The 17121-nt window shown below is 38.8% G+C and carries 14 protein-coding genes; all 14 read left to right on the forward strand.

All coding sequences use genetic code 11. The annotated features are described in order from the left end of the window. Nucleotides 1-11 precede the first annotated feature (11 nt). The 14 genes from DW000_RS06995 (at nt 12) to DW000_RS07060 (ending at nt 17043) form a co-directional block, all read left to right on the forward strand. A complete protein-coding gene (locus DW000_RS06995; RefSeq protein WP_004695505.1) occupies nt 12-734 on the forward strand; it encodes an LptA/OstA family protein in 723 nt (240 codons plus the stop codon). Nucleotides 735-743: 9 nt separating this feature from the next. Further along, entirely contained in the window at nt 744-1463 is a 720-nt protein-coding gene (gene lptB, locus DW000_RS07000) for an LPS export ABC transporter ATP-binding protein (RefSeq protein ID WP_120055741.1), read from the forward strand. Nucleotides 1464-1471: 8 nt separating this feature from the next. Next, nucleotides 1472-2563 (forward strand): LptF/LptG family permease, encoded by a 1092-nt coding sequence (locus tag DW000_RS07005; protein ID WP_105087056.1) that lies wholly within the window; start codon nt 1472-1474, stop codon nt 2561-2563. A 33-nt stretch (nt 2564-2596) separates the two neighbouring features. After that, nucleotides 2597-3811 carry a DUF3084 domain-containing protein gene (locus tag DW000_RS07010; protein ID WP_004695510.1) on the forward strand — a complete coding sequence of 405 codons (1215 nt, stop codon included), beginning with the start codon at nt 2597-2599 and terminating at the stop codon, nt 3809-3811. Nucleotides 3812-3928: 117 nt separating this feature from the next. Next, nucleotides 3929-4456 (forward strand): hypothetical protein, encoded by a 528-nt coding sequence (locus DW000_RS07015; RefSeq protein ID WP_105087076.1) that lies wholly within the window; start codon nt 3929-3931, stop codon nt 4454-4456. Then, nucleotides 4446-5315: a YitT family protein gene (locus DW000_RS07020; RefSeq protein WP_004695514.1), complete on the forward strand. Its 870-nt coding sequence runs from the start codon at nt 4446-4448 to the stop codon at nt 5313-5315. The genes DW000_RS07015 and DW000_RS07020 overlap by 11 nt, the downstream gene beginning before the upstream one ends. A gap of 9 nt (nt 5316-5324) precedes the next feature. Continuing rightward, entirely contained in the window at nt 5325-5909 is a 585-nt protein-coding gene (lepB, locus tag DW000_RS07025; protein ID WP_024061006.1) for a signal peptidase I, read from the forward strand. A 578-nt stretch (nt 5910-6487) separates the two neighbouring features. Further along, nucleotides 6488-7768 (forward strand): S-layer homology domain-containing protein, encoded by a 1281-nt coding sequence (locus tag DW000_RS07030; protein WP_120055743.1) that lies wholly within the window; start codon nt 6488-6490, stop codon nt 7766-7768. Nucleotides 7769-8390: 622 nt separating this feature from the next. Then, nucleotides 8391-9632, forward strand: a complete 1242-nt coding sequence (locus DW000_RS07035) for a putative porin (protein WP_004698453.1) — start codon at nt 8391-8393, stop codon at nt 9630-9632. Nucleotides 9633-9918: 286 nt separating this feature from the next. Beyond that, nucleotides 9919-10731 (forward strand): Cof-type HAD-IIB family hydrolase, encoded by an 813-nt coding sequence (locus tag DW000_RS07040; RefSeq protein WP_004698428.1) that lies wholly within the window; start codon nt 9919-9921, stop codon nt 10729-10731. A 12-nt stretch (nt 10732-10743) separates the two neighbouring features. Beyond that, on the forward strand, nt 10744-11658 hold the full coding sequence (gene rapZ / locus DW000_RS07045) for an RNase adapter RapZ (protein WP_004695526.1): 915 nt from the start codon (nt 10744-10746) through the stop codon (nt 11656-11658). A 12-nt stretch (nt 11659-11670) separates the two neighbouring features. Further along, the gene (locus DW000_RS07050; RefSeq protein ID WP_120055745.1) at nt 11671-13020 is read left to right on the forward strand and encodes a gluconeogenesis factor YvcK family protein; all 1350 of its coding nucleotides are present in this window, start codon (nt 11671-11673) and stop codon (nt 13018-13020) included. Between the two features lie 15 nt (nt 13021-13035). Continuing rightward, on the forward strand, nt 13036-13983 hold the full coding sequence (gene whiA / locus DW000_RS07055) for a DNA-binding protein WhiA (protein WP_120055747.1): 948 nt from the start codon (nt 13036-13038) through the stop codon (nt 13981-13983). 12 nt (nt 13984-13995) lie between these two features. Further along, nucleotides 13996-17043, forward strand: coding sequence for an ATPase (locus tag DW000_RS07060; RefSeq protein WP_120055749.1), 3048 nt, complete (start codon nt 13996-13998; stop codon nt 17041-17043). The last annotated feature ends 78 nt before the right edge of the window (nt 17044-17121 follow it).

Below are 17121 nucleotides of genomic sequence, written 5' to 3' on the forward strand. Positions count from 1 at the left end.
TGAGAGGAAATATGATGAATAAGAAAAAACAGATTGGTATGGCTATATTAGCTGTACTCATGACCGCATCTGTTACAGTTTGGGCAGCAAATGATCCGTTGACTATCAGTGCTGATACATTGTCTTATGATGGCAATTCAGGTCGTGCAGATGCAACAGGTAATGTTGTTATTACCCAAGCGGATAAAACTATGACTGGTGCCAAGGGTTGGTACAATACAAAAACTCAAGAAGCAAATCTTGATGGTGGTGTATCTATGATTGGTTCTGATATGGCCATGTCTGCTCAAACGGTTCACAGTTACAATAATAATAAATTCACTGCTAATGGTAGCGTTCATTTACAACGTGCTGATCGCCAAATATTTGGTGACAGTGTTGAGTATAGTACTGATTCTGAATACGGTCTTGTAACAGGTAATGCCCGTTTGATTGCTGAAGGGACAACCTTGACAGGTGATAAGGTAGAAGGCTGGATGAAGGAAGTTCGTGCTGTAGCGCAAGGTAATGTTACTTTCTCTAATCCTGAACGAAACGTATCTGGTTCTGCTGACCGAGCTACATATACGCAAACACCAAACCAAAATGATGGGGTTGTACTCTTATCTGGTTCTGCGCATGCCGTTCAAAATGGTAATGTACTGAATGCACCGGAACTGAAAATTCGTTTAGCTGATGATTCTGCTGAAACATTAGGTGGACGTAGCACACTTGTCATTGTTCCGAATAAATAAGGATAATATATGTATATTGAAACCAAAAACTTAGTTAAAACCTTTAGCGGACGCAATGTAGTAGATGGGGTGAGTCTTCGCGTTGATAAAGGCCAAGTTGTAGGTCTATTGGGTCCTAATGGGGCTGGTAAAACTACGTCATTTTATATGATTGTAGGCATTGAAAGACCGAGCTCTGGCATCATTACCGTTGATGGCAAGGATATTACAAATATTCCTATGTATAAACGGGCTGCTGAAGGGATTGGATACCTACCACAAGAGGCATCAATCTTTCGTTCCTTGTCTGTAGAAGATAACATTCGTGCCATGCTACAGATTACGGCAAAAAAGCCTGATGAGATTGAAGCTATCGTGGAATCATTGATTGAAGAATTTCATATTGGACATGTCCGTGACCGTATGGGGATGCAATTATCTGGTGGTGAACGACGTCGAGTAGAAATTGCGCGTTGCCTCGCCTTAGAGCCTAATTTCATCCTTCTTGATGAACCTTTTGCAGGTGTCGATCCAATTGCGGTTGCTGACATTCAACAAATTATCTTGCACGTCAAGAATCGAGGTATTGGTATCTTGATTACAGACCATAATGTTCGTGAAACATTGGGGATTGTAGATAAGGCTTATATTTTGAGTAGTGGTAAAATCCTCCTAGAGGGTACCCCTGATGAAATTGCGAATGATCCAATCGCTCGTGAACATTATTTAGGGGATAACTTTAAATTATAGGAGGGGCTATGAGATTATTAGATAAATATATTTTAAAAGCCTTTGTAGGCCCATTCCTATTTGGGGTTTTTGCTTTTACTAGTATTTTTATTGGTACAGGCACATTGTTTAGGATTGCTCAATATATTACTGAATATGGAGCGCCATTGTTGCTTGTCATGCAAGCATTTGTCTTGGCTTTACCAAGTATTGTTATCTTAACATTCCCAATGTCGGTTTTATTGGCTTCTCTTATGACCTTTAGTCGTTTGAGTAGCACTAGTGAAATCGTTGTTATGCGTGCTGGTGGACTAAGCTTTTTACGCTTGGCCATGCCCGTATATATTATTGCACTCATCATTTCCATTGGGGCTGTAGCATTTAATGAATTTGTTGTGCCTCGTACAAATCATATGTATCAAACGATTGTGCGCGAACAAATCATGAAAAATGCATCACCTCAAACACAAAATCATATCGTGTTAAAAACGATGAATGGTGATGAGCTAGGCACATTGATGTATGCTAAGAGCTATGATGCTGAAACCAAACAGTTGTCCATGATTACGGTTCAACAATTTGGGGAGGGTGGCAAGTTACAACAAGTTGAAAATGCAGATACGGCTATTTGGAATGGTCAATATTGGGTGATGCAGAATGGTATCATCTATGATTTATCAGCTGGTAATGGTGTTGAACGTACCATGAAATTTAAGGAGCAATCCTTGCCGATTAAGTCTGCTCCAAAAGATATTCAACAAGATCAACGTAAGCCTGAGGAATTGACGATTAAGGAGTTACGTCACCAAATCAGAGCTTATAAGGCTGCTTATACTAATGCTAATAAACTTGAAATGGAAATGTACCAACGCTTCACAATTCCGTTGGCAAGTTTTGTATTTGCTCTCGTAGGTGCACCTTTAGGCCTTCAAAAACAACGCTCTAGTTCATCTATCGGCTTTGGTATTAGTATTCTCATCATCTTTATTTATTATGGGGTGATGACCTTTGCTGGTGCATTAGGGAAAGGTGGAGCATTGCCAACCATATTGGCTGCATTAATACCGGATACATTAGGTATTATTGCAGGATTGTATTTGAATTGGCGCGTATCGAAATAACAGATTGTATTCTTAGGAGAAAGGAGGGACATGATGTTAGTAGGTGTCAAAATCTTAATAATTATCGCTCTTATGGGTGGTCTCATTGCTTACATGGGGGATAAGCTGGGCACTAAAATTGGTAAACGTCGTATGTCCCTCTTTGGATTACGACCTAAGCACACATCTATTATAGTCACTATTGTGACAGGCCTTTTAGTTGCAGCAGCTACGGTTGGAGTATTAACCTTTACGTCTCAAAGTGTAAGAACCGCATTGTTCGGTATGGATCAGTTGCGAGCTGATATGAAGCAGTTGAATAATGAGGTCGCTGCAAAGACGCAAGAACTGATTCGTGGACAGGCTTTGTTAGAACAAAATAAACAAGAGCTTGAAGAGCGGATGGCTGAGATCGAACAAATTCGCCGTGAAGTTGAGGCTACAAAAGCTGAATTGGCGAGTGCACAAGCTGCTAAAGATGCAACAGAAGCTGAGCTGGCATCTTTACAAGCCTCTTATGCAGAGGTATCTCAAAAGGTAGCTGAGCTTGAAGCAACACGTGCTAAGATGGAAGCCCATATTAAGAATCTACAAAATACACAAGAACAATTGCAAAATGGCATCATTCATTTACGGGAAGGAACCATTCTTTTCCAAGTAGATCAGCTATTAGCACAAGCTGTTGTACGACCTGGTTTAAGTGAAGAAGATAGTAATAATGCTATTAAACATATTATCGATGATACAAATAAACTTGTTTTGCGCCGATTAGGTATAGAGGATAATGGTCAATCCGTTGTGTATGTAGATCGACAAAATGTTGAGGTAGCTACTCAAAAGTTAATCAATTCCAAAACCCCTATGGTGGTTCAAGTTGTGGCTGCAGGAAATATTATTTCAGGTGAACCTGCAGTTGCCGTTATTCAAGTATATCCACAACAATTTATCTATAAAAATGGAGAGGTAATTCACTCTACAGTAATTGATGGGGGGACTAATGCTCAATCTTCTATGCTTCAATTCTTGAAACAAGTTAATGAGCGTGCTAAGGCAAAGGGGATTATTCCTGATTCCTTATCAGGTGATATTGGAACGATACCTGGTGATGATTTGTTTACAGCCATTAAGAGAATAAGCACTATGCGTGGTAAGGTTCATGTGGAAGCTTATAGTGATGGCGATACATATTCATCTGGTCCTGTTCATCTCAAGTTGCGTATTACTCAAATGCCAGATTTTAATGATAAGGCAAAAATACAAACTAATTAATATGATGAAGGTATGTTGGTTTCATACATTACAAAAGAAGGTCTTATGTAATTTTTAACATAAGACCTTCTTTTTATGTTAAAATATAACTACTGTACTTATAAAGGGGATAATCAAATGACTGAAAATACATATATTTTAGCAGTAGATCCAGGAAATGAGAAAACTGGTATAGCTATAGTCTCACCTTCCGGTGAGATGATATACCGTAAAATTATTTCTTCAAATACCTTCAATGAAGATATTGAGCGTGTTTTAACTGAATATTATGGTATCGTTCATATCGTTTGTGGAAATGGTACAAATCATAAACATTTGTATCCTTCTCTTCAACAAATTGGACGCAATCACAAGATTACAACTAGTTTAATCGATGAATCTCACAGTACAGAGGAAGCCCGTAAATTATATTGGCAATATAATCCTCCTACAGGGTGGCGTAAGATTATTCCTACATCTATGCAATTTCCACCAGAACCTGTAGATGATTTGACGGCTCTCGTTATTGGCTTACGCTATACGAAGCAATTAGCTCAGAACGAAGCGGCAATCAAAGAAGAAACTATGAGTTCAAGTGAGTTAGAAGAGAAAAGATTACATGCTATGGAGCAGTTATACGGAAAAGGAGATAATCATGACGAATGAAACTTCAACGCGTAACTGGTCAAACCTTATTATGCGTTGTGTAATGATGATTTTAGGGGCCTTCATCTATACGGTGGGCTTAGATTTATTTTTAGTACCCAACAGCATCATCGATGGTGGTGTAGTTGGTATTTCATTGATGGCTGCGGAACTATCTGGTATATCTTTTAGTATTTTCGTAGTACTTATCAATTTACCATTCTTGTATTTAGGCTATAGAGCAATCGGTAAAGGCTTTACCTTATCTACATTGTTCTCCATTGTCTGGATGGCTATATTTTCTAACTTTGCTCATGATTTTACACCGATTACGACAGATCCATTCTTAGGATCTATCTTTGGTGGTATAATCTTAGGTATTGGGGTAGGTCTTATCATTCGTAATGGCGGTTCATTAGACGGTTCTGAAATTGTAGCTATTATTTGGGATAAGAAGTCTACCTTCTCCGTAGGTGAAATCGTAATGGCTATGAACTTGGTCATTCTTGGGGCGGCAGGCTTTGTCTATAGTTGGAATAGTGCAATGTATTCATTAATTGCTTATTTCATTGCTTATAAGATGATTGACGTAACAATTACAGGTCTTGAAGAATCTAAAGGCGTTATGATTATTACTGATGCGGATAACTCTAAAGATATTGCAGATGCCTTAAATGCTAATCTTAATCGTGGTGTTACTATTATGTACGGCGAAGGCGGGTATTTAAAACAACCGAAACATGTATTGTATTCTGTGGTAACGCGGCTAGAAATTACAAGATTAAAGGATACCGTTTATGAAGTAGATCCTACAGCATTTATTACAATCCAAGACGTACATGATGTCTTTGGTGGGAGATTTACGAAAGGTGGTCATTAAGAGGAAACTATGAGTAATAAGTTAGGTAATACAATAGTAAAAGAGATATTAGACTGGATTTATGCTATTGCATTGGCATTAATCATTGCTATGGTAATTCATATTTTCTTGATTCAACCTACTAGAGTATCTGGGGAATCAATGGATGATACATTACACAATGGACAATATTTGATTGTTACCAAATGGCATCATATAATGAATGATATGCCCGAATATGGACAAATTGTTATTATTGATAGTCGTGTTAATCGTGCTCGTACATGGGTGGATGATGTAAAAGAACCATTGATGAACTATGCATCTGTTTTCAATAAATCAGCTCAAACAAATGATGTATGGGTAAAACGTGTAATAGGTAGACCTGGTGATGTACTAGAGTTTAAGGATGGGTATGTATGGCGTAACGGAGAGAAATTACAAGAGCCATATACAAAAGATACAAAAATGAATTATACTCGTTCTACACCTGTAACAGTTCCTGAAGGTCATGTATTTGTGATGGGGGATAATCGCAATCATTCTAGTGATAGTCGGTTTATCGGCCCAGTTCCTGTTGATCATATTTTAGGATTTGTTTCTTACGCAATTTAATAATCGTGAAAGCCTATCTATGATGTTTTTCATCGTAGATAGGCTTTTTTATAAGTTAAGAAGGATTAAGTTACGTTGTATCTTGTGAAATGTATACTAAATAAAATATACCGAGACGGCTAGGTTGAATCTAAATATATCACTTAGTAATCTTATAGAAAATAAACAATTCAAACATATAAATTAGTTATAATTATTAAATGATTTATATTTAATAATTAATAATTATTAATTTTATGGATGTAGATAATAAAATTATCTATTTTTTTAGTCTATAAAATGAAATTTTGTAAAATTAAATTTTTAAAAATACAGTAAAAATCTATGTTTTGAGGATAATTTTTATTCATGAAAGAAATTTCATAAGATTTAGTTGTGTAAAATGCTTTACAAAGTTTTGGGGTGGTGGTATATTCACATCAACAGAAAGGCTACGCTACAAAGAAGTGGAGCTAAGATAGATAATTTAGTTGAGGAAACATGGACACTCCTAATACATCTTTCATAGTGATACTACTTATGTAGTGAACGTCTTCTGCAAATATAAATTCTTATTTATAAGAAAGAAGGAATTCATTATGAAAAAACAATTCGCAACAATGTTAGCAGCAACAGCAGTGTTAGGTGTAACAACAGCATTTGCTGCAAATCCATTCTCCGATGTAACTCCAGACAGCTGGGCATACCAAGCAGTATCCCAATTGGCACAAGCTGGTATCGTTAATGGTTATCCAGATGGCACTTTCAAAGGTCAAAACAACATCACTCGTTATGAAATGGCTCAAATGGTAGCTAAAGCTATGGCGAACCAAGACCGTGCTAACGCTGAACAACAAGCTATGATTAACCGCTTGGCAGATGAGTTCTCTAACGAGTTGAACAACCTCGGCGTTCGAGTATCTCGCTTGGAAGACCGTGTAGGTAATGTAAAGGTAACTGGCGATGCTCGTATCCGTTACCAAGGTTCTGAAGACAAAGGTGTTTACAAAGCTAATAGTAAATCCTTAACTGACGGCCGTGCACGTGTACAATTCAATGCTAATGTAAATGATAAAACACAAGCAGTTGTTCGTGTAAAAGGTAATTACGAATTTGGTGACTCTACTAAAGGTTCTCAAGCAACAATCGATCGTGCTTACGTAGATCACAAATTTGGTAGCAACGTATCTGCTAAAGCTGGTCGTTTCCAACAAACAATTGGTGGCGGTTTGATGTACGATGATACATTTGACGGTGCACAATTGAATGTAGGTAATGATAAAGTTCAAGTACAAGGTGCGTATGGTTACATGATTGATGGTGCTGCTGATGGCAACTCCAAATCTGATAACCCATCTGTATCTTATGTAGGCTTAAAAGGTAAAGTTGGTAAAGAATCCTCCGTTGGTGGTTTCTACTCCAGATTATCTAGCGGCAACTTGAGTCGTTATAACGTTGCAGATGGTAAAGCTGTTGCTACTCCTCAAAATCATCAAAATGTTTACGGTTTCAATGCGGACTTCCATAAAAATAAATTGTGGGCTGGTGGTGAATGGTTGAAAGCTTCCAACGTAAATAATTCTCAAGCTTGGACAGCAGGTCTTGGCTATGGTAACTACGACATCGCTAAAAAAGGTACATGGGATGTGAAAGGTCAATACTTCAACCAAAAAGCTAATGCACCAATCGTAAGCTCCACTTGGGATCAAGCATATGATTTAACAAATACATCTAATGGTTACAAAGGTTACATGGCTAGCGTAGATTACGCAGTACAAGATAACGTAGGTTTATCCGCTGGTTATGGTTTCAACTCTAAAGACCAAAGCGGTAATGATCTTTCCGATTTCTACCGTGCAGAATTAAATTACAAATTCTAATTCCCTCACAAACAAAAAAGACTTCTTCGGAAGTCTTTTTTTGTTTGAATAAAATCTTATACATTTAATTTTGTGTATAATAGTATATATATAGTAATACATATAGTAATATATATAGTAACATAAATATATATTTTTTTATCTAATCATTTACGTAGTTATATAGCAATACTACTTTAATATCATTAGATGCATATAATAAATCTTGTATATAGAATTATTATATATTTTATTAAAGATTATACTATTTATAAGCTAAAGTTAATAGTAATTATGATGATAATTCTCGATTAATAGGAAAGTACAAAAATTTAAATTTTTTTGTGATAAAAAAATGAATCTACGAAACTAGATAAAATCTAATATAGTAAGCATTTTCAGTTAAAAGTTTTTAATGGATGAGAACGGAAATGAGAAAAAAGGGTTTACATGAAAAAATGGTTATGCTAATATCACCGTACGAGAAGTAGCAAACACATGAAATGAAGAACTTCGATGTAGAATGTGGCGAGGAAACGTGGACACTCCCAAAGATTCTTAATCTGAAGAACTGAGTAGAATGTGAATGTTATGACTTGTAACATTTTATTTTCTATTTTTTTCAGAAAGAAGGAATTTAACTATGAAAAAACAATTCGCAGCAATCTTTGCAGCAACAGCAGTATTGGGTGTAACTACTGCATTCGCAGCTAACCCATTCTCCGACGTAACTCCAGATTCTTGGGCATACCAAGCAGTTTCTCAATTGGCTAACGCTGGTGTTATCAATGGTTACCCAGATGGTACTTTCAAAGGCCAAAATAACATCACTCGTTACGAAATGGCTCAAATGGTAGCTAAAGCTATGGCTAATCAAGACCGCGCTAACGCTGAACAACAAGCTATGATCAACCGTTTGGCTGATGAATTCTCCAACGAATTGAACAACTTGGGCGTTCGTGTAGCTCGCTTGGAAGACCGCGTTGGTAATGTAAAAGTTACTGGTGATGCTCGTCTTCGTTACAAAGATGCTGAACATGCTAAATCCAAATTTGACGCTCGTGCACGTGTACAATTCAACGCAAAAGTAAACGATCGTACAGACGCTGTAGTTCGTTTGACTTCTGGTAACTTCGAATTAGGCAATTCTGAAAATGAAGATAAAGCAGATGCTACAATTGACCGCGCTTATGTAAACCATAAATTCGGCGAACGCGTATCCGCTAAAGCTGGTCGTTTCGGTCAATCCTTCGGTGGCGGCTTGATGTTCGACGGCACATTCGACGGTGCTCAATTGAATGTTGGCAACGATAAAATTAATGTACAAGCTGCATACGGTTACATGGTATCCGGTGATAATGGTAGAATTGTTGCCAATAATACCAATGGTAACGAATTAACAAAAGATCAAAATGTAACTAACACATATATTGGTTTAACTGGTAAAGTAGGTAAACACACTATGGTAGGCGGTTTCTACGACCGTGTAAATCAAGATACTGATAATGGTTACAAAAACATCTATGGCTTCAATGCTGATGCTAACTTCGACAAAGTTTGGGTTGGTGGCGAATGGTTGAAAGATTCCCATGTAGACGACTCTCAAGCTTGGACTGCAGGTCTTGGCTTTGGTAACTACGACATCAAAAAAGCAGGTACTTGGGGCGTAAAAGGTCAATACTTCAACCAAAAGAAAAATGCACCAATTGTAGATACTACTTATAATCAATTCTACACTACAGATGCTAAAGGTTGGATGGCTTCCGTTGACTATGCATTGCAAAATAACGTTGGTTTATCTGCTAACTATGGTTTCGACTGGAAAACTCAAGATGGTACTGACAAAGGTGACTTTTACCGTGCAGACCTTAACTACAAATTCTAATTTGATAGTTAATTATATGAAAGAGACTTCTTCGGGAGTCTCTTTTTTGTGTTTAATATAAAGTTAAATGAAAATTATATGAAGTGTTTATTATAGTGTTTTATTAATATTATACAATTGATTAAGAAATAATAATTAATTGATAATAGAGGATTTTGCATTTAATGAAAGTTTTATGACTATACTTTCTAATCATTATTAGAGTTCTTACCGCTAATTTCTATCTATATAGCCACTATTAATGGTATAATAAAGAGTATTTAAAATTTTTATAAAGGAGGCAAACATGAATCCTTCTTTTTCTCATATTAAAATGGTTGCCATTGATTGTGATGAAACCTTGGTACGCAGTGATAATACTGTATCTGACTATACAGTAGATGTGTTACATCGTTTACAGCAAAGGGGCATCGTTGTTACCATTGCTACGGGACGGATGTATCAAACGGCAAAGCCTATTGGTTCTGCTTTAAAGCTTGGTAATGTACCCATGATTTTGTTCTCTGGAGGACTCATTCAAGAATTAGAAACAGGGTGTAAACTATTTGAGCAGACCGTTTCTGTTGAGGCTGTACAGCGTATTTATGAATTAGCAAAACAATATGATTGGCATATACAATCCTATATAGATGATCATTTGCTATGTCATCATAAAACATGGCAGTCCGATCTCTATGAAGTTCAAACGGGAGCGAAAGCAGAGTTTTTAGGTGATGGGTTATATACTTTAGAGTCTGAACCAAATAAGCTAATCGCTATTGATACAGTAGAGGGGATTGATCAAATTATTGATACTTTGACTCCTGAAGTGGGCGATTTGGTTAATCTAGTTCGTAGCCAAAAAGACTTTTTAGAAATCGTTGCCCTTAATGTGTCAAAGGGGCGTGCTTTGACACAACTAGCTTTAGATAATCATATTAGTTTAGAACATATCGTTTCTTTTGGTAATGCAGAAAATGATATTTCTATGCTACGTAAAACAGGTTACTCTGTAGCTGTTGAAAACGCTACAGATCATGTAAAATCTGTGGCTCATACAATTTGTGGCCATCATAATGACGATGGAGTAGCCCATTGGATTAAAGATAATCTTTTATAATGGAGTAAAACTATGGAAGCATTTCGTTTGTTAATAGTTACAGGTATGTCAGGTGCCGGCAAAACTCAAGTATTGCAAGCTTTAGAAGATATGGGGTATTTATGTATTGATAATATTCCCCCTGTGCTGATTCCTAAATTAAGTGAAATTTGCCGACAAGGTGGAGAACGGACTAATCGCGTTGCTCTTGTTGTAGATATTCGGGGGGGCGAATTTTTTGAAGCTCTTTCTTCATCTTTAGATACATTAAAAGATATGAAGGTAGATTTTGAAATTGTATTTATGGATGCTACAGATGAGACTTTGATTCGTCGATATAAGGAAAGTCGACGGAGTCATCCATTGGCTCCTAATGGGCTAATTACAACAGGGCTAAAAAAAGAACGCCAAATTCTTAACTCTGTGCGCCATAAAGCAGATTTTATTATTGATACCACTAATATGAAGACGGCTAGCTTGAAAGAGTATTTAAAAACGCGCTTTGCTCAAGTTGATGAAGCTCATGGTATGGCGATTACTGTAGTGAGCTTTGGTTTTAAGTATGGTATTCCTCTCGATGCAGATATGGTATGGGATGTTCGTTTTCTACCTAATCCATTTTATATTCCTGAGTTTCGTCATAAAACAGGTCGTGTGAAAGCAGTGAATGAATATATCCATTCCTTTGAAGTAACCGAGGAATTTAAAAAACGTTACTTTGATACCATGGACTTCCTTGTACCAAATTATGAACAAGAAGGGAAATCTCAGTTTATTGTGGCAGTAGGTTGCACAGGTGGTATGCATAGATCTGTAGCTATGGCAGAGGCTCTATACTCCCACTTGTTAGAAAAAGGATATCGTGTAACTGTTGAACATAGAGATATGATGAAAAATAATGTAGAAGAAGATTATAATCCTCATGAAATTATAACACTTGATAACTAGGTAGGGGGGATTATGTTGCGAAAAGGATGGTTCCGGTGGCTAATTCCGGGTCTAAATATAAAACGTTGGCTTGCCCTATTTAGTTGTGGTGTAGGTCTTTTAATTATTGGTATTTCTTTGATTTTTAACTATCAATGGCTTGCGGTTCTTGAAGATATTGTACTTGCCTTTTCCTATAATATGACGGGCTTTTACAATTATAATGTACTCATTGCTGTAGGGACTGTAGTATTATCGATTGGTGCTGTATTAATGCTCATCGGTACGAGTAAAGTTATTAAAACGATTATTCGTGCGGTACTACCTAATCCTGACAGCAAGGTATCGGATATTATTTTTCAAAATATCCGACTCGATAAGGGCCCAAAAATTGTAGTAATCGGTGGTGGTACGGGCTTATCAAATTTATTGCGTGGTTTAAAATCACATACATCAAACCTATCTGCGATTGTAACTGTCGCTGATGATGGAGGTTCTTCTGGTCGCTTGCGAGAAGACTTTCAAATGATAGCTCCTGGTGATTTGCGAAACTGTTTAGTATCATTAGCTGAACAAGAAGGAGTAATGGAGAACTTATTCCGTTATCGTTTCGATGGTGAAAATGAGCTTTCTGGGCACAGTTTTGGTAATCTCTTTATCACTGCGCTTGCTCAAGTTTATGATGGAGATATTGAAGAAGCTCTTGAAGCGGCTAGTAAATTGTTGCGTGTCCGTGGTCGTGTAATTCCTTCCTCTACAGAGTTCATTAAATTGCGTGCAGAGATGACAGATGGCACTATTGTAGAAGGTGAAAGTAATATACCACACTCGGGTAAACGAATTCGTCATATCTATAGTGATCCAGCATTGCCTAAGCCAGAGGGGGCTGCATTACGTGCCATTGATGAAGCAGATGTGATTATTTTAGGTCCTGGTAGTCTATATACAAGTATTATCCCAAATTTACTAACTGATAAGTTGGCCTCTCATGTACGTGCTAGTAAGGCTAATAAAATCTATATTGCTAATGTTATGACACAACCAGGTGAAACCACAGGCTACACATTAAATGACCATGTAGAGGCTTTAATTGCTCATGGCGGAGAAGGAATTATAGATACTGTGCTTGCCAATGATGGTCCGTTGCCAATTCAAATGGTTGAACAATATAGTGCTGTAGGATCTGAACCATTGGTATTAGATACTAAAAAGTTACAAGCCAAAGGAATCCGCACTATACGAGCTACCTTAATTAGCCCTCAAAAACCAGCTGTTCACGATCCTGAACGGCTAGGTAAAGTTATTATGGATATTATTCATGCTATGCAATCTAACACTGAACCGCATATCTTAGAGTATTATCTTCAACGAGATGATCATTAATGAGAAGGGATGCCCATGTCATTTGCAGAAGATGTAAAAAATGAATTATGCCAATATGAAGCCTCTAGTGATGCGGATGTGGCCATGAAAATTGAAGCGTCTTGCTTATTGCGTATGGGCGGATCTATCATTTTGGGGATGAAAGGTGCCGTCGGCATTCGTTTAGCTACGGCTAATAATGCAGTAGCTCGTCGTTTGCTTGGTATTTTGAAAAAGCAATACGAATTACCTACAAATGTTTTAGTACGACAAGGTTTAAACTTGCGTAAAAAAAATATGTATACGCTATCTGTAGAACCCTCTGTAGAGGGCAGACAGGCTCTAGAGGATCTTGCTTTATGGCCTGTGAGCGAACAAATCCCTCGTAGTTGGCTCAAATCAATGGAAGCACGACGTGCCTTTTTAAGGGGAGCTTTTTTAGGGGGAGGCTCTGTTAATAAACCACAAAGTGATTACCATCTTGAGTTTATGACGGGGAATGAGACTTTTGCGAGGGAAATTATTCATGTATTACGACTCTTTCACATTCACGCTGGTCTAACGGAGCGGAAGGACGAGTATGTAGTATATCTTAAAGAAGGGGATGCAGTAACAAATTGTTTGCAAATCATGGGTGCTCAATCGGCGCTTATGGAATTTGAAAACGTGCGGATTATGAAAACCGTACGGAATCAAATTAATCGTCAAGTCAACTGTGAGACGGCAAATTTACAGAAGGTTGTGGATGCAGCAGTTCGTCAGGTAAAAGCAATCCGTATTATTGATAGAGAAATCGGTATTGAAGAATTACCTGAAAAGTTGCGCGTCGTTGCAAGACTTCGGTGGGAGAATCCTGAAGCGAGTTTAAAAGAGCTTGAAGAGTTGATGGAGGGGGAACTATCTAAATCTGGAATTGGCCATCGACTAAAGAAGATTGAAGCATTAGCACTTACGTATGACCCGTTGGGGCTCGAAGAAATATAGAGGTAATAATATATGTTTTCCTATAAATCAAGATATTGTGTAGCTGCGGCTATGGCTGCCATGGCTGCCCTTACAGGCCATGTAGAAGCTCGTGATATAGATTTACAATCAATTGGATATTTTCAGTTTTCTCCGTTACCACCATCTTTGGTGTCTCAAACGGATACATTGCTCCTATCGGATAGTCCTGAATATGTAGGACCTGTAGGAGGTACGTTAAGTGCAGGTACAATTAATGGCAATGGGCGTATCTATTTCTATCATGTAAATGAAATGGATCTACCTCACAAGATTGCTATCGTCTTAGAAAACCAAACGGCTTATCCAACTTCAGTACATGTCATGAGACAATTAAAATCTGTAGCTACACCTGACTATTTTGCAGCAGGTCGTGATTTGTCGCGAAAGGATTTGGAGCAACCTCTTAATGAAAGCCCAGATGCAAGACCGTTATACTCTCTTAGCATCCCACCACAAGGGCGTCAATTAATCTTTAGTGACTTAGAAAATACACCGGTAAATCGAGATGCATTATTTACGGGTATTGTAGATATTAAAACAGAAGGGCCTATATTTGCGCGTGTCATGATGTTGCCTATGGGTATGGACCCTGTTGATGCGTCACATTGGGTGAAAAATCTTCCTATTGATGAAATACAATTACGCGGTACTTATACTGGTGCTAAACGTAATATGGAGGTTACTACACCATTCGACACCGCTTTAGGCGGTGCCTTTGTAGAAATTGGTAATGACCGAGAGGATACGTTTATCAATGGTGTAGACGAAATGCAAAATAAAGCATTTGTTCGTGACCGTGGTAACTATGGCGTATCGTATACGTTAAAAATTCCTACAAAGGGGAATGAACCGTTTAGACTGTATTTTAACCCTCTTGGGGGACCTTATTCTGGTTCCTTTATGGTAAAAGCATTGCATCAACAAGGTGCTAGACGGGGACAGACCGATACACGAACTTATCACATTGGTGGTGAAGATGGTATTTCCGCATTAGGGGAAGGTACTATATTAGATAGTCGTCTATTAGGGAATTATAATGCGGGCGATTTATTAACATTAAACTTTATGCCAGCCGGTGCATCGAATTTGCCAATTCGTTTCTTGTTAATTCCTGAATCTCTTGCAAATCCACAAAAACATCAAACTATTGCTGTTAATGTGCCGAAAGATGTTAAAGACATTTTAGGGCATCCAACTCAAGGAGGCACACAAATACCTGTAGGCCCTGTAGGTGGTAAAGATGGAGATAAAGGAGCAGTAGATACTAAAAAATCTACTATTGAAAGTCCAGCTAAGCGGGCAGAAACAATTGCTCATGAAGAAACTAAAAAGTTGAGCGATAAAGCTGTAGCAGATGTAAAAAAAGAAGCACAACTTAAAAAGGCAAAAGATGAGAAAGAAGCATTAGCTCGTAAAAAAGCTGAAGAGGCTCGACTAGCTGCAGAAAAAGCCGAAATGTTGCGAAAGGCTGCAGAGGCCAAGCATGCTGAAATTGAGCGTAAGATGGCTGAAAAAGCCGAAGCAGAGCGTAAAGCAGAGGAAGCTCGCAAGGCGGAAGCGGCTCGTAAAGCTGAAATGGCACGTATCGAGGCAGCGAGAAAAGCGGAAGCAGATCGGCTAGAGGCGGCTCGTAAAGCAGAAGAAGCTCGACTAGCAGCGGAAGCAAAACGTCTTGAAGAAGAAAGTAGAATTGAAGCTGCTCGTATTGAGGCTGCACGCAAAGCGGAGGAAGAAAGAAAAGCGGCCGAAGCTAAGGCACGCTTTGAAGCGCAAAGAGCAGCAGAAAAAGCTGCTTTAGAGGCCAAAAAGGCCGAAGAGGAACGCTTGGCTGCTGAGGCTAGAGCTCGTTTAGAAGCACAACGTAAAGCTGAGCAGGAAGCATTGGAAGCAAGACGTGCCGAAGAAGCTCGTAAAGCAGCAGAAGCGAAAGCTGCTTTAGAAGCACAACGTGCTGCTGAGCAAGCCGCTCTTGAAGCGAAGCGTCAAGAAGATGCTCGTAGAGCGGCAGAGGCTAAGGCTGCTTTGGAAGCACAACAAATGGAAGCAGCAAGAAAAGCAGAAGAGGCTCGTCGTGCGGAGGAAGCGCGTAGAGCAGAAGAAGCTCGAATTGAAGCGGAACGTAAAGCTGAGGCCGCTCGTGTAGCAGCAGAAGCAAAACGAGCAGAGGAAGCACGCAAAGCTGAAGCTGCGAGAATTGAAGCGGCGCGTAAAGCTGAACAAGCTCGTTTAGAAGCAGAAGCACGTAGAGCAGAAGAAGCTCGTAAAGCAGAAGCAGCTAGACTTGAGGCACAACGTAGAGCTGAACAGGAACGACTCGAAGCAGCGCGCCGTGCTGAAGAAGCTCGTATTGCTGCAGAGGCTAAACGTGCCGAAGAAGTGCGTAGAGCCGAAGAAGCTCGTCGCATAGAAGAAGCAAGACGTGCCGAAGAGGCTCGTAAAGCAGAGGCGGCTCGCATAGCGGCGGAAGCTCGTAAGGCAGAGCAAGAGCGACTTGCTGCAGAACGAGCTGAAGCAGAACGTCAAGCAGCCGAGGCACGACGCCTTGCTGAGGAACGATATAAAGCGCAACTAGAGGCCGAACGTAAAGCTGAAGCTGCTCGTCAACAAGCGTTGGCTCAAGCTGAAATAGAGCGTAAAGCAAAAGAGCGTGCTGAAGCTATTCAACGTGTTCGAGATCAACAAGAAAGCGCTCGTCGTCGTGCAGAACTTGCCCGTCAACAACTTGAAGCCGAACGTAAGGCTGCTCAAGCATCTAAGAGGACTCCTTCCTTCAGTGAACTTGATGATATTCATGGGGATACATCAAATGTAACTATTCCAAATGCTGTATCCATTGATGAGTTAACAAAACCTAGACCGACGGCATCCCAAAATACACGTCGTCGTGAGCAACGTCAGCCTCAATTGTTGCCAAATCAGCAAAATGTGCAGATAAATCCTGTAGCGAATGAGTCGCAACAAGATCAAATGCCGTATACTACACAAAATGAACAGCAAAATGATGAAGAAAATCCACCAAGACTATATCCACTAGGTTAAGGTTCTTAATTTCTAAAAAAGAAATGTTAGATTAAAGTTTAAGATATGGTAGTGGCTTAATAGCTGTTTAAATATAGA

The organism is Veillonella sp. AF36-20BH (assembly GCF_003602765.1).
Taxonomy (GTDB): domain Bacteria; phylum Bacillota; class Negativicutes; order Veillonellales; family Veillonellaceae; genus Veillonella; species Veillonella hominis.